Origin of the sequence: Pseudomonas sp. MWU12-2029, assembly GCF_023242425.1 — a bacterium.
In the GTDB taxonomy this organism is placed as follows: domain Bacteria; phylum Pseudomonadota; class Gammaproteobacteria; order Pseudomonadales; family Pseudomonadaceae; genus Aquipseudomonas; species Aquipseudomonas kribbensis.
Map to the genome: position 1 here is coordinate 56,530 of NZ_JALJDY010000011.1, position 13,227 is coordinate 69,756.

Consider the following 13,227-nt stretch of genomic DNA (forward strand, 5'->3'; position numbering starts at 1 on the left):
TCGCCATATAGGGGTAGGGGGTATAGGTATGTCGCACACACATGAACACAAAGGCGAGTTGCTCAATCGGGTCCGGCGCATTGCCGGGCAGGTTCAGGCAGTTGAACGGTCGCTGGAATCCGAGGCCGATTGCGCCAAGACGTTGCACCTGATGGCGGCGATTCGCGGTGCGGTCAACGGTTTGATGGAGCAGTTCATCGAGGCCCATGCCCGCGAGCATGTCGCCCATCCCGACCTCAGCGACGAAGCCCGCGCCCAGGGCGTGGAAGAGTTGCTGCAAGCCATCCGCCGTTATTCCAAGTGAGCACCGACACCATGAATCTGACGACTCGCTCTGACGACTTTTCCCACGATCACCAGTTCCTCGGTGCATCCCACGACGACAACGCCCGACGCACCTTGTGGGTGGTGGCGCTGACGTTCGTGATGATGATCGGCGAGATTGCCGCCGGTTACCTCACCGGTTCCATGGCGCTGCTGGCCGACGGTTTCCACATGGCGACCCACGCCGGCGCCTTGGGCATCGCGGCGGCGGCCTATGGTTTTGCCCGGCGCAATGCCAACAACCGCCGTTACAGTTTCGGCACCGGCAAGGTCGGCGATCTGGCGGGTTTCGCCTCGGCCATGGTGCTGGGGCTGGTGTCGCTGGGCATTGCCGGGGAATCGGTTTTCCGTCTGTTCGAGCCCACCAGCGTGGCGTTCGGCGAAGCAACCTTGATTGCCGTGGTCGGCTTGGGTGTCAACCTGCTCAGCGCCTTTTTGCTGGCCGGCCATCACGGTCATCATGACCACGGCCATAGCCACGATCATGGCCATCACCACCATCACGACAACAACCTGCGTTCAGCCTACGTGCACGTACTTGCCGATGCGTTGACCTCGGTGCTGGCGATTGCCGCGCTGCTGGCCGGTCGTTATCTGGGCTGGGTCTGGATGGATCCGGTGATGGGCATCGTCGGTTCCATCGTCATCGCCAAATGGGCCTGGAACCTGATGCGCGACAGCGCCGCCGTGCTGCTCGACACCACCGATGAACCGGTGGCCGAGGAAATCCGCGAGCTGCTGGAAACCTCCGACGACGTGCGCATCAGCGACCTGCACGTGTGGCAGGTCGGCCCGCAGGCGCGGGCGGCGATTGTCAGTGTGGTGGCGGCTGCGGGCGTGACTGCCGAGGCGATTCGCGAGCGGTTGGCGCCGGTGCATGAGCTGTCGCACCTGACCATCGAATTGCGCAGCGCCTAAGCCCGTACTTCGCTGAACAGCGGAATGCGTCCGTTCAGCGAAGGGCGGTAGTGCCAGGTGAACCGCGTCAGGTCGATGTCATGGGCGAGGATTTCACCTACGGTGGCGCTGGCAATGGTCAGTGCCAACCTTTGTCCCGGGCATTGATGCCGGCCGCTGCCGAACGTAAAGCTGCGGCGGTTGGGGCGATCCGGCAGAAACTGATCCGGGTTTTCATTCAGTGCCGGGTCGCGGTTGGCCGAGGCGAGCAACACCAGAATCACGTCACCTGCTTCAAAGCGAACGCCGTCGATTTCGCAGGTGTTCGCGACAAATCGTCGGGTGTTCTGCACCGACGGATCGAAGCGCTGGACTTCTGCCAACAGCGAATCGACCGACACGTTGTGTAATTCCGGCTGACGCTGCAACGCCACCAGCGCATTGCCGATCAGGCCGGCGGTGGCTTCAAAGGTCTGCGAGCAAAGGCCGATGAGGTTGGCGATCAGCACGTCCTCTTCGCCTGAAAAGCGCTGCTGAATGTCGGCGAGAAACAGGTTCGGATCTGCCAGTAATTCAATGAAGTAACCGTGCAATTGCTCCGCCGCCCGATGGGCTGCCGCCAGTTGCAGGTCATTACTCAGCGGCGACAGGCACGCTGCAAAATCGGCGGTCAGCTCACTGATCGTCCGCGCTTGTGCCGGAGTGAATCCGAGCAAAGCCGCGACCACGCACACCGGGCCGCGAAACATGGCCTTATATAAGCCGTCGGCATCGTTTGTGATCAACCGCGCGGCGATCAGCACTTTGACATCTTTGTCATTGATAAGCCCCAGCGGCGGCTCAATGGCCGAACGCGGGCAACGCTGATCTTCGCCATCATTCATTCGCATCAGCTGGCCGAACACCTTGCCCGCCATGCCATCGGCAATCGCCTTGGGCACCGGCTCCTGCACCGGACGCACCCGGCAATCCGCATGCGCCAACACTGCGCAAACCGCCCGGGCACTGCTGGCCACCCACAGTTTCAGTCCGTGATGAAAGGTCAGCCCGTCCGCCGCGCGCAGTTCGGCGTAGTAGGGATAGGGATCGGCGTGAGTCGCAGCGATGATCGGGTCCATGGATCGCAACCTTGTCGGTGGGGAAAGTGTTGCTACTATCTCCAGTCCTTGAGGGCGATGATTCGTCCGGGAGCGAAATATGCACGCAGAACATGCAGACATCGGCGTCTCGCAAGTGGCCGCCGCCATCGCGGAGCCGGCGCGAACCAAAATGCTGTGCTCGCTGATGGACGGCCACGCCCGCACCGCCACGGAGCTGGCAACCCTCGCCGACGTCAGCGCCTCCACCGCCAGCGCACATCTGGCCAAACTGAAGGACCTGGCACTGGTGCGTCTGCACGTGCAGGGCCGCCACCGTTATTACAGCCTCGCCGACAAGCGCGTGGCCCAGGCACTGGAAGCGCTGATGGTGATCGGCCAGAACCCCGCGCCGACCTTCAAACCACACACGCCCGATCGCCTGCAATTCGCCCGCACCTGCTACGACCACATGGCCGGGACGCTGGCGGTACTGCTGCATGACCGGTTGCTGGAGGGCGGTTGGCTGGTGGAGACCGATGAGCAGGCGTATCGCTTGAGCGAGAGCGGAGAGTCGCTGTTCGAAGGGTTGGGAGTCGAGGTCAGGGATCTTTCGACGTTACGCCGACGGTTTGCCTGCCCGTGTCTGGACTGGAGCATGCGCCGGCCACATCTGGGTGGATCGCTTGGAGCGGCGCTGTTGCAGGTGGCGTTGAAGCGTAAATGGGTGACGCAGGATCTGGACAGTCGGGCGCTGACGTTGACGGCGGCGGGACGCAAGGAGATGACGGCGCGGTTCGGGGTGAAATGGCCCGAAGCGATGCAGCCTGCCCAGATGCGTAAATCTTCGACCATCGCAGCCGACAGCCGACTGTAATAAGTCCGACTGACAAAGGGTCGTTTTACGGCTTGTCGCCCGCGGACGGACTCTATACTGTATATGCGAACAGTATAAGGTCCGTGCCATGCAACTTATCGACAAGCTCAGCATCCTCGCTGACGCCGCCAAGTACGACGCCTCCTGCGCCAGCAGTGGCGCGCCCAAGCGCAGCTCCGAGGGCAAGAGCGGGCTGGGTTCCACCGATGGCATGGGTATCTGTCACAGCTACACGCCGGACGGGCGTTGCGTGTCGCTGCTCAAGGTTCTGCTGACCAATTTCTGTCTCTACGACTGCCAATACTGCGTCAACCGACGCTCCAGCGACGTGCCCCGGGCGCGTTTCACGCCGGAGGAAGTGGTGACGCTGACCCTGGATTTCTACCGGCGCAATTGCGTCAGCGGGTTGTTCCTCAGCTCCGGGATCATCCGGTCGGCGGACTACACCATGGAGCAACTGGTGCGTGTTGCGAAGTTGCTGCGTGAGGAACACGAATTCCGTGGCTACATCCATCTCAAGACCATTCCCGAAGCCGATCCTGCGCTGATCGAAGAGGCCGGGCGTTATGCCGACCGCTTGAGCGTCAACATCGAATTGCCCACCGATGCCAGTTTGCAGACACTGGCGCCGGAGAAGCAGATCGGCTCGATCAAGCAGGCGATGAACACCATCTATACCGGCGTGCAGACCGTGCTCAACGAACCCCGCGCTCCGAAGTTCGCCCCGGCCGGGCAGAGCACGCAGATGATCGTCGGTGCCGATGACACCGACGACAGCACCATCCTCCACAGTGCCCAGGCGTTGTATGGCAACTTCCGATTGCGCCGGGTCTATTACTCGGCATTCAGCCCGATTCCCGACAGCCCGAAAAGCGTGCCGCTGGCCGCGCCGCCGCTGATGCGTGAGCACCGCTTGTATCAGGCTGATTTTCTATTGCGCGGTTATGGCTATACCGCCGGTGAATTGCTTCAGGGGCCGGGCAATCTGGCGTTGGACATCGACCCGAAACTGGCCTGGGCGCTGCAGAATCGCGAGGTGTTTCCGCTGGATCTCAATCGCGCCGAACCGGCGCTGATCTCACGCATTCCCGGCATTGGCCTGCGTACCACCGAGCGATTGGTGGAGCTGCGTCGGCAGCGGCGCATCCGCTACGAAGATGTGGCGCGCATGCGCTGCGTATTGGCCAAAGCCAAGCCATTCATCATCACCAGCGACTATCACCCGCAGCAGGCAGAAGTCACCAGCCAGATGCTCTATCAGCAGTTGCGCGACCGGCCGATGCCGCAGCAGATGGGGTTGTGGGGATGATCAATCTTGATTGCGATGACTTGTTCGACACCTGGCGCCAACAGGCACGCTGGTTGCTCAGCCATGAAATCGATCCCAGCCTGGTGAGCTGGGCGTCGGAAGGGGTGAGTGATCTGTTTGCCAGTGATGTGTCGGTGCCTGAAGGGCAGGGGCCGTTTCAGGCGCGGATTCCGCGTGCGTTGCTCGACACCCTGGAACAAGCGTCACGCTACCGTGGCGATCAGCGCTGGAGTCTGCTTTACGAAGTGCTCTGGCGCGTCAGTCATGGCGATCGCACGGCAATGATGGTCGGCGACAAACTCGGCAGCGAGTTACAGCGGCGGATCAAGCAGGTGCAGCGCGAGGCCCATCATCTGCATGCGTTCGTGCGCTTCATCGAGCGCCCGTCAGGGCTGCCGGGCCCGCAATACGTCGCGTGGCACGAACCGGCCCACGACATTCTGCATAGCGCCAGTGAACACTTCATCGGGCGCATGGGGCGTCATCGCTGGCTGATCGCTACGCCACGGGACGGGGTTTATTACGATGGCGAACAACTGGTTCATCAGCGCCAGTGCCCGGTGGAATGGCAGCAACTGGCGCAGAACGTTGACGATCCGCAGGGTGAGCTGTGGCTAGCGTACTACAGCCACATCTTCAACCCGGCGCGGTTGAACGAGAAGGTCATGCAAGGGCACTTGCCCATGCGCTTCTGGAAGAATCTGCCAGAGGGCGAATTGATCCCCGGATTGATTACCCAGGCGCGCATGGGCAAACAGCAGAACGGGCAGGCCGGCGGCATCGCCGGGCGTGGCGGCAAACGTATTGCGTTGAAACAGGTGGAGCATCCGCCGTCCGTTCAACGCGTCACCGAAGCCATCAACAAACCAAAACCGGCAAAGGTCACCCCCGAGACTTTCGCCGTCAGCCAGGAACCTTTCGGGCTCGACAGCCAACCTTTGGCGGCATTGGCGAGCAGCGCATAACTGCCGTGTACCAGAATCACCAGCACCGCGTAAGAAGCCACCAGTTTGAAGAACTGCGGAAGGAAAGCCTGTGTGGTGTCGATGAACTGCGGGAACACTGCCAGAAAGAAGAAGATGGCTTTGGGATTGAGAAACTGCAGGGACGCGGCTTCCAGAAAGCGGTAGCTCGGGCGCGAGGGGCGGACGTGTTGCAGGGTGCGGAAACTATCCGAACGCCAGCTCTTGAAACCCAGGTACAACAGGTAAGCGGCGCCGGCGTATTTGAGCACGGTAAAGGCCGTCGCCGAGGCGCTGAGGATCAGGCCGACACTGGTTGCACTGACGGCGGCAACCACGAAGGCCCCCGAGGCAATCCCCAGAATCCCGGGCACTGCGCCGGTCCAGCCCAGGCGTACGGCGTTGGACAGGGTCAGCACCACACCCGGGCCGGGGCTCAAAATGGTCAGGGTGGCGAAGAGTACAAAGAGTCCGTAGCTGTGCATGTCTGGCTCCGTCGGGGCGCGGGGTTGGGCGTGCGGGCAGATTGGCGTGGTGACGAACGTGTGACAAACGCTTTAAATGCAGCGCATACGTGACTAAATTAGACCCATGAACAAATCACTCCCGCCGCTCAATGCGGTTCGCGCCTTTGCGGTCGCCGCCCGTCATCAGAGTTTCACGCTGGCGGCCGAAGAACTGCACGTGAGCCATAGCGCCGTCAGCCGGCACATCAAATTGCTGGAAGAACACTTGGGTGTATTGCTGTTCGAGCGGCGTATCCGGCAATCGTTGCTGACGCCTGCCGGCCAGCGTTTTTATCAGCAGGTCAGCGCCGGCCTGGCGCAGATTGCCGACGCTGCTGCCGAGTTGCGGCAGCAGGCAGCACGGCCGACCGTGACCATCAACACCCGGCCGTCCTTTGCTCAGTTGTGGCTGATGCCCCGGCTGGATGACTTCACGGCGGAACATCCGGACATCGAACCGCAGGTGATCACCCAGACCCGGTCTCCGGATCCTGCGCGAGACAGCTTCGACATTGTTATCCGCCGTGGCCGCGACGACTGGGCGCCGACCATCGAATCGCACCCGTTGTTCGAGGATGAATTGTTGATGGTGGCGTCGCCCGAGCTGATCGAGCGAATCCCCTTGGCGGATCTTGCGGATCTGGGCCGGCACACTTTGCTGACCGTCAGGGCCCGACGCGAAGACTGGCACCACTGGGCGCTGCGTTTTGGCCAGAGTCAGAGTCCAAGCCAGGAGATTCGTCAGTTCGATTACATGCACCGAGTCATGGAGGCCGCCGTGGCGGGTGAGGGCGTTGCGTTGTGTCCGACCACATTGTTGGGCACGCACCTGTCGAGCGGTCGGCTGGTCTGCCCGTTGCCTGATTTGCGGATGCCGCTACCCCGTTATTACTACGGCATTGCGCCGCAGGCCTCCGCAGCGGCTCAGGTGTTTCTGACCTGGCTGCAAAAACAGACCCCATGAAAAAGCCCCCATCGATTTCTCGATGGGGGCTTTTGTGCATCTGGGCGTCAGATCAAACCTTGACGATCCAGCCGGCTGGCGCTTCGACGTCGCCGGTCTGTACGCCGGTCAGCTCTTTGTAGAGCTTCTGGGTCACAGGGCCGACTTCGGTTTCGCTGTGGAATACGTGCAGGTGGTCGTTGTAGCTGATGCCGCCAATCGGGGTGATCACCGCAGCGGTACCGCAGGCGCCGGCTTCCTTGAAGTCCGACAGCTTGTCGATGAACACGTCGCCTTCGACCACTTCCAGGCCCAGACGGGACTTGGCCAGTTCGATCAGGGACAGACGGGTGATGCCCGGCAGTACCGACGGCGAGTTCGGGGTCACGAACTTGTTGTCGTGGGTGATCCCGAAGAAGTTGGCCGAACCGACTTCCTCGATCTTCTTGTGGGTCAGCGGATCCAGGTAGATGGCGTCAGCGAAGTGCGCTTTCTTGGCCTGGGAGCCCGGCATCAGGCTGGCGGCGTAGTTGCCACCGACCTTGGCGGCACCGGTGCCTTGTGGCGCGGCGCGGTCGAAGCTGGAGATCTGGAAGTTGTGCGGGGTCAGGCCACCCTTGAAGTAGGCGCCGACCGGAATCGCGAACACCGAGAAGATGAATTCCGGCGCGGTACGCACGCCGATGTTGTCACCCACGCCGATCACGAACGGACGCAGGTACAGCGCGCCGCCGGTGCCGTAAGGCGGGATGAAGCGCTCGTTGGCGCGAACCACTTCCTTGCACGCTTCGATGAATTGCTCGGTGGACACATGCGGCATCAGCAGGCGGGCGCAGCTGCGCTGCATGCGCGCGGCGTTCTGGTCCGGACGGAACAGGTTGATCGAGCCGTCCTTGCAACGATAGGCCTTCAGGCCTTCGAAGCATTGCTGGCCATAGTGAAGGGCAGTGGAGCCTTCGCTGATGTGCAGCACGTTGTCTTCGGTCAGGGTGCCTTTGTCCCACTCGCCGTTGCGAAAGTACGACAGATAGCGTTTATCGGTCTTGATGTAGTCAAAACCCAGCTTGTCCCAATTGATGCTTTCGTTACCCATGACACCCTCTATCACTTAACAACCGTCGAAACGGTTCAAGGCTTCTGACGTTTTTTTGGATGGGCACAACAATACTTCATTCTTGAGCGGTTTCGCAGCCCGGGCGATGGGGGGATCAGCAGATTTATTAGCCTGCTTATGAAAAAACTCCCCCGCGTCGGTTCTTTTGATCGTTCCCACGCGGAGCGTGGGAACGATCTGAGGCTGAGAGTTACAGGTGCAATGCATGCCCGAGGGCACGCAACGCCGCTTCCTGCACCGCTTCACCCAGGGTCGGGTGCGCATGAATGGTGCCGCCGATGTCTTCCAGTCGCGCGCCCATTTCCAGGCTTTGCGCAAACGCAGTCGACAGCTCCGACACCCCGACGCCGACCGCCTGCCAGCCGACAATCACATGATTGTCCCGACGAGCGACCACTCGCACGAAACCGGTTTTCGACTCCAGGGTCATCGCCCGGCCATTGGCCGCGAACGGGAAGTTCGACACGATGCAGTCCAGTCCCGCCGCCTTGGCTTCATCCGGGGTCTTGCCGACAACGACCAGTTCCGGGTCGGTGAAGCACACGGCGGCGATGGCGGTCGGGTTGAATTCGCGGGTCTTGCCGCTGATCAGCTCGGCGACCATCTCGCCCTGGGCCATGGCGCGGTGGGCCAGCATTGGCTCGCCGCTCAGGTCGCCGATGGCGTAGACGTTGCGCATGCTGGTCTGGCAGCGGCTGTCGATCTTGATCGCCGAGCCGTTCATGTCCAGGTTCAGCGCTTCGAGGTTCCAGCCCTGGGTATTGGGTTTGCGACCGACGGCCACCAGCACCTGATCGGTTTCCAGGTTCAGGGTGTCGCCGTTCGGGTCGCGGACCTGCAACGTACCGTCGAAGCCCAGCACGCTGTGCTTCAGGTACAGCTTCACACCCAGTTGCTTCAGCGCTTCGTGCACCGGTTGGGTCAGTTCGGCGTCGTAGGCCGGCAGGATGCGATCCTGCGCCTCGACCACACTGACCTCGGCGCCAAGCTTGCGATACGCAATGCCCAGCTCCAGACCGATGTAACCACCGCCGACCACGATCAGGCGTTTCGGAACCGACTTCGGCGCCAGCGCCTCGGTGGACGAAATTATCGGCCCGCCAATCGGCAGGATCGGCAGGTTGACGCTTTTCGAACCGGTGGCCAGCACCAGATGTTCGCACTGGATGCGGGTGTCGCCGACTTCCACGGTCTTGCCGTCGATGACCTTGGCCCAGCCGTTGATGACCTGAACCTTGTGCTTCTTCAGCAATGCCGCGACGCCAGTGGTCAGGCGATCGACGATGCCGTCCTTCCATTCGACGCTTTTAGTGATGTCGAGGGTCGGCGCGGAAACGCTGATGCCCAGTGCCGAATGCTGATTGTGATGCTGAGTCTGGTGAAACTGCTCGGCCACATGGATCAGCGCTTTCGACGGAATGCAGCCGATGTTCAGGCAGGTGCCGCCCAGGGATTCGCCCTCGACCAGAATGGTCGAAATGCCCAGTTGCCCGGCGCGAATGGCCGTCACGTAACCGCCGGGGCCGCCGCCGATGATCAGCAGCGTGGTGTTCAGAGTTTGCATGCCATCACTCCACAAACAGGGTCGCGGGTTGTTCGAGCAGACCACGAATGGCCTGGATGAAGAGCGCCGCGTCCATGCCGTCGACCACGCGGTGATCGAAGGAGCTGGAGAGGTTCATCATCTTGCGGATCACCACCTGGCCTTTGACGACCATCGGGCGTTCGACGATTTTGTTCACGCCGACGATGGCCACTTCCGGCAAGTTCAGCACCGGAGTGCTGACGATGCCGCCCAGGGCACCGAGGCTGGTCAGGGTGATGGTCGAGCCGGACAGTTCATCGCGGCTGGCCTTGCCATTGCGGGCGGCGGTGGCGAGGCGGGAGATTTCCGCCGCGCTGTCCCACAGGCTGCGCGCTTCGGCGTGACGCACCACCGGCACCATCAGGCCGACATCGCTTTGGGTGGCGACGCCGACATGCACTGCGCCGAGGCGGGTGATGACCTGGGCTTCGTCGTCGTAACGGGCGTTCATCTGCGGGAAGTCGCGCAGAGCGACGACCAGTGCACGCACGAGGAACGGCAACAGGGTCAGCTTGCCACGGCTGGCGCCGTGTTTTTCGTTCAGATGGGCACGCAGTTCTTCAATCGCGGTGACGTCGATTTCCTCGACATAACTGAAGTGTGCAGCGCGCTGAGTTGCGTCCTGCATGCGCTGGGCAATCTTGCGGCGCATGCCGATCACTGGAATCTGTTCTTCATCGTTGCGCCGGGCGTACGCGGCGGCGACCGGCGCCGAAGCGTTCGACTGACCTTGGGCCAGATAAGCCTCGAGATCTTCGTGCAACACGCGACCGGCCGGACCGGAGCCGCGCACCAGACGCAGTTGAATGCCCAGATCCAGCGCATGTTTGCGCACGGCGGGCGAGGCCAGCGGACGCTCATCGGCTTCGCGGGCAACCATCGGGCCCTGGCAAACCGGAGCCGTACGTGGCGCGGCGGGTTTGCTTTCAACGACCGCTTCAACTTTTGGTGCAACAGGTGCTTCTTTCGTCGCAACAGGAGCCGGTTTGTCGGACTCCTTCAGATTGCCTGCGCCTTCCACTTCGATGCTGATCAGAATACTGCCGACCGCCATCACTTCACCCGGCTGACCGCCGAGTGCAATCACCTTGCCGTGGACCGGCGACGGAATGTCGACCATCGCCTTGTCGGTCATCACATCCGCCAGCACCTGGTCTTCAACGACCAGATCGCCGACCTTGACGTGCCATTGCGACAGTTCTACTTCTGCGATGCCTTCGCCGATGTCCGGCATCTTGATAACGTGCGTGCCCATTCAGACCTCCATGACCCGTTTCAGCGCCGCGCCCACTCGGGACGGCCCAGGGAAATACGCCCACTCCTGCGCGTGCGGGTAGGGGGTGTCCCAACCGGTGACGCGTTCGATCGGCGCTTCCAGGTGGTGGAAGCAATGCTCTTGCACCAGCGACACCAGCTCGGCGCCGAAACCGCAGGTGCGGGTGGCTTCGTGAACCACGACGCAGCGGCCGGTTTTCTTCACGGATTTGACGATGGTTTCCAGGTCCAGCGGCCACAGGCTGCGCAGGTCGATGACTTCAGCGTCCACACCGCTTTCTTCTGCCGCGACTTGCGAGACGTACACGGTGGTGCCGTAGGTCAGCACGGTGACGTCCTTGCCCGGACGGGCGATGGCGGCAACGTCCAGCGGCACGGTGTAGTAGCCGTCCGGGACTTGTGCGGCCGGGTGTTTCGACCACGGGGTTACCGGGCGTTCGTGGTGGCCGTCGAACGGGCCGTTGTACAGGCGTTTCGGCTCCAGGAAGATTACCGGGTCATCGTTTTCGATGGAGGCGATCAGCAGGCCCTTGGCGTCATACGGGTTGGACGGCATGACGGTGCGCAGGCCGCAGACCTGGGTGAACAGGGCTTCGATACTCTGGCTGTGAGTCTGGCCACCGTAGATGCCGCCACCGCAAGGCATGCGCAGGGTCATCGGAGCAGTGAATTCGCCGGCCGAGCGATAACGCAGGCGTGCCGCCTCGGAAATGATCTGGTCGTAGGCCGGGTAGACGTAGTCGGCGAACTGGATTTCCACAACCGGGCGCAGACCGTAGGCACCCATGCCCACGGCGGTCCCGACGATGCCGCTCTCGGAGATCGGTGCGTCGAACACCCGCGAGGTGCCGTACTTGGCCTGCAGGCCTTCGGTGCAACGGAACACGCCGCCGAAGTAACCGACGTCCTGGCCGAACACCACCACATTGTCGTCACGCTCAAGCATCACATCCATGGCCGAGCGCAGGGCCTGGATCATGGTCATGGTGGTCGTGGTCATGGCGGTTTCCAACTGAATATTGTTGTTGTGGTCGTTCATGTCAGATCCCCAACTGCTGACGCTGGCGCTTCAAGTGCTCCGGCATCTCTTTGTAGACGTCTTCGAACATGGTCGCGGCGCTTGGAATCTGGCCGCCGGCGAGGGTGCCGTACTGTTCGGCCTGTTTTTGTGCGGCGATCACTTCGGCTTCGAGCTCGGCGCTGACGGCGGCGTGCTCTTCTTCCGACCAGTGGCCAACCTTGATCAGGTGCTGTTTCAGGCGGGCGATCGGGTCGCCCAGCGGGAAGTGGCTCCAGTCATCGGCAGGACGGTATTTGGATGGATCGTCGGAGGTCGAGTGCGGGCCGGCGCGGTAGGTGACCCATTCGATCATGGTCGGGCCGAGGCCGCGGCGGGCGCGTTCGGCAGCCCAGGCAGAGGCGGCGTAGACCGCGTAGAAATCGTTGCCGTCAACGCGCAGGGAAGCGATACCGCAACCGACGCCGCGTCCGGCGAAGGTGGTGGCTTCACCACCGGCGATGGCCTGGAAGGTCGAGATCGCCCACTGGTTGTTGACCACGTTGAGGATCACCGGCGCACGGTAGACGTGAGCGAAGGTGAGGGCGGTGTGGAAGTCCGATTCGGCGGTGGCGCCGTCACCGATCCAGGCCGAGGCGATTTTGGTGTCGCCCTTGATTGCCGAAGCCATGCCCCAGCCCACGCCCTGAATGAACTGGGTGGCGAGGTTGCCGGAAATGGTGAAGAAACCGGCGTCCTTGACCGAGTACATGATCGGCAGTTGACGGCCCTTGAGCGGATCGCGCTCGTTGGACAGCAACTGGCAGATCAGGTCGACCAGCGGTACGTCGCGGGCCATCAGGATGCTTTGCTGGCGGTAGGTGGGAAAGCACATGTCGTCGGTGTTCAAGGCCAGGGCCTGGGCACTGCCGATGGCTTCTTCGCCGAGGCTCTGCATGTAGAACGACATTTTTTTCTGACGCTGGGCGACCACCATGCGGTTGTCGTAGATCCGGGTCTTGAGCATGGCTCGCATGCCTTTGCGCAGGATCTCGACCGGCACGTTTTCGGCCCATGGGCCGAGAGCATTGCCCTGGTCGTCGAGCACGCGGATCAGGCCACGGGCCAGGTCGGCAGTGTCGGCGGGTTCAACGTCGATGGAAGGTTTGCGCACCGTGCCGGCATCGGTCAGATGCAGGTAGGAGAAGTCGGTTTTGCAGCCTGGGCGGCCCGAAGGTTCAGGGACGTGCAGACGCAGCGGTTCATACGCTTGGGTCATGGCTTCTACGCTCGATCTTGTGAATTTCTTGTAGTGAGCTGGCAGTCATTCTTCGATAAAAGAAATCTTGTCCTACAACAATC

Annotated in this window: 12 protein-coding genes and 1 pseudogene; 6 read left to right on the forward strand and 7 right to left on the reverse strand. The window is 61.9% G+C overall.

Features of this window, described 5'->3' with window-relative positions:
* Nucleotides 1-28: 28 nt before the first annotated feature.
* Together M5B44_RS24420 and dmeF are read left to right on the forward strand one after the other, a co-directional pair.
* Nucleotides 29-304, forward strand: coding sequence for a metal/formaldehyde-sensitive transcriptional repressor (locus tag M5B44_RS24420; RefSeq protein ID WP_096822565.1), 276 nt, complete (start codon nt 29-31; stop codon nt 302-304).
* Between the two features lie 11 nt (nt 305-315).
* Entirely contained in the window at nt 316-1,242 is a 927-nt protein-coding gene (dmeF, locus tag M5B44_RS24425) for a CDF family Co(II)/Ni(II) efflux transporter DmeF (RefSeq protein WP_119427132.1), read from the forward strand.
* Here dmeF and M5B44_RS24430 read toward each other — a convergent pair.
* Nucleotides 1,239-2,339, reverse strand: coding sequence for a cytochrome P450 (locus M5B44_RS24430; protein WP_248740793.1), 1,101 nt, complete (start codon nt 2,337-2,339; stop codon nt 1,239-1,241). The genes dmeF and M5B44_RS24430 overlap by 4 nt on opposite strands.
* A gap of 79 nt (nt 2,340-2,418) precedes the next feature.
* Here M5B44_RS24430 and M5B44_RS24435 point away from each other — a divergent pair, with 79 nt between their 5' ends.
* The 3 genes and pseudogenes from M5B44_RS24435 to M5B44_RS24445 form a co-directional block, all read left to right on the forward strand.
* Nucleotides 2,419-3,174 carry an ArsR/SmtB family transcription factor gene (locus tag M5B44_RS24435; RefSeq protein ID WP_248740794.1) on the forward strand — a complete coding sequence of 252 codons (756 nt, stop codon included), beginning with the start codon at nt 2,419-2,421 and terminating at the stop codon, nt 3,172-3,174.
* An 88-nt stretch (nt 3,175-3,262) separates the two neighbouring features.
* The gene (locus tag M5B44_RS24440) at nt 3,263-4,483 is read left to right on the forward strand and encodes a putative DNA modification/repair radical SAM protein (protein ID WP_085711534.1); all 1,221 of its coding nucleotides are present in this window, start codon (nt 3,263-3,265) and stop codon (nt 4,481-4,483) included.
* A pseudogene (locus M5B44_RS24445) lies at nt 4,480-5,298 on the forward strand (TIGR03915 family putative DNA repair protein); the annotation flags it as partial. The gene M5B44_RS24440 and the pseudogene M5B44_RS24445, both read left to right, overlap by 4 nt.
* Nucleotides 5,299-5,321: 23 nt before the next feature.
* On the opposite strand, the gene M5B44_RS24450 reads toward M5B44_RS24445, so the two are convergent.
* Nucleotides 5,322-5,930, reverse strand: a complete 609-nt coding sequence (locus M5B44_RS24450; protein ID WP_248740795.1) for a LysE family translocator — start codon at nt 5,928-5,930, stop codon at nt 5,322-5,324.
* A 106-nt stretch (nt 5,931-6,036) separates the two neighbouring features.
* Between M5B44_RS24450 and M5B44_RS24455 the strand changes: the two genes are divergently transcribed.
* Nucleotides 6,037-6,915, forward strand: a complete 879-nt coding sequence (locus M5B44_RS24455; protein WP_248740796.1) for a LysR substrate-binding domain-containing protein — start codon at nt 6,037-6,039, stop codon at nt 6,913-6,915.
* A 52-nt stretch (nt 6,916-6,967) separates the two neighbouring features.
* On the opposite strand, the gene M5B44_RS24460 is transcribed toward M5B44_RS24455, so the two are convergent.
* The 5 genes from M5B44_RS24460 to M5B44_RS24480 all read right to left on the reverse strand — a co-directional run bounded on the left by M5B44_RS24460 (nt 6,968) and on the right by M5B44_RS24480 (nt 13,144).
* Nucleotides 6,968-7,987, reverse strand: coding sequence for a branched-chain amino acid aminotransferase (locus M5B44_RS24460; RefSeq protein WP_085711531.1), 1,020 nt, complete (start codon nt 7,985-7,987; stop codon nt 6,968-6,970).
* 211 nt (nt 7,988-8,198) lie between these two features.
* A complete protein-coding gene (gene lpdA, locus M5B44_RS24465) occupies nt 8,199-9,572 on the reverse strand; it encodes a dihydrolipoyl dehydrogenase (protein WP_248740797.1) in 1,374 nt (457 codons plus the stop codon).
* 4 nt (nt 9,573-9,576) lie between these two features.
* The gene (locus tag M5B44_RS24470; protein ID WP_248740798.1) at nt 9,577-10,848 is read right to left on the reverse strand and encodes a dihydrolipoamide acetyltransferase family protein; all 1,272 of its coding nucleotides are present in this window, start codon (nt 10,846-10,848) and stop codon (nt 9,577-9,579) included.
* Nucleotides 10,849-11,907 carry an alpha-ketoacid dehydrogenase subunit beta gene (locus M5B44_RS24475; RefSeq protein ID WP_085711528.1) on the reverse strand — a complete coding sequence of 353 codons (1,059 nt, stop codon included), beginning with the start codon at nt 11,905-11,907 and terminating at the stop codon, nt 10,849-10,851. It lies immediately after the preceding gene.
* A gap of 1 nt (nt 11,908) precedes the next feature.
* Nucleotides 11,909-13,144, reverse strand: a complete 1,236-nt coding sequence (locus M5B44_RS24480) for a 3-methyl-2-oxobutanoate dehydrogenase (2-methylpropanoyl-transferring) subunit alpha (protein ID WP_114883893.1) — start codon at nt 13,142-13,144, stop codon at nt 11,909-11,911.
* Nucleotides 13,145-13,227: the final 83 nt, after the last annotated feature.

Excerpts from the sequence above, each read along its gene's own strand:
- lpdA (WP_248740797.1), bottom strand. The coding sequence starts at position 9,572 with ATGCAAACTCTGAACACCACGCTGCTGATCATCGGCGGCGGCCCCGGC.
- M5B44_RS24480 (WP_114883893.1), bottom strand. The coding sequence starts at position 13,144 with ATGACCCAAGCGTATGAACCGCTGCGTCTGCACGTCCCTGAACCTTCG.
- M5B44_RS24450 (WP_248740795.1), bottom strand. The coding sequence starts at position 5,930 with ATGCACAGCTACGGACTCTTTGTACTCTTCGCCACCCTGACCATTTTG.
- M5B44_RS24455 (WP_248740796.1), top strand. The coding sequence starts at position 6,037 with ATGAACAAATCACTCCCGCCGCTCAATGCGGTTCGCGCCTTTGCGGTC.
- M5B44_RS24475 (WP_085711528.1), bottom strand. The coding sequence starts at position 11,907 with ATGAACGACCACAACAACAATATTCAGTTGGAAACCGCCATGACCACG.
- dmeF (WP_119427132.1), top strand. The coding sequence starts at position 316 with ATGAATCTGACGACTCGCTCTGACGACTTTTCCCACGATCACCAGTTC.
- M5B44_RS24470 (WP_248740798.1), bottom strand. The coding sequence starts at position 10,848 with ATGGGCACGCACGTTATCAAGATGCCGGACATCGGCGAAGGCATCGCA.
- M5B44_RS24435 (WP_248740794.1), top strand. The coding sequence starts at position 2,419 with ATGCACGCAGAACATGCAGACATCGGCGTCTCGCAAGTGGCCGCCGCC.
- M5B44_RS24460 (WP_085711531.1), bottom strand. The coding sequence starts at position 7,987 with ATGGGTAACGAAAGCATCAATTGGGACAAGCTGGGTTTTGACTACATC.
- M5B44_RS24440 (WP_085711534.1), top strand. The coding sequence starts at position 3,263 with ATGCAACTTATCGACAAGCTCAGCATCCTCGCTGACGCCGCCAAGTAC.
- M5B44_RS24430 (WP_248740793.1), bottom strand. The coding sequence starts at position 2,339 with ATGGACCCGATCATCGCTGCGACTCACGCCGATCCCTATCCCTACTAC.
- M5B44_RS24420 (WP_096822565.1), top strand. The coding sequence starts at position 29 with ATGTCGCACACACATGAACACAAAGGCGAGTTGCTCAATCGGGTCCGG.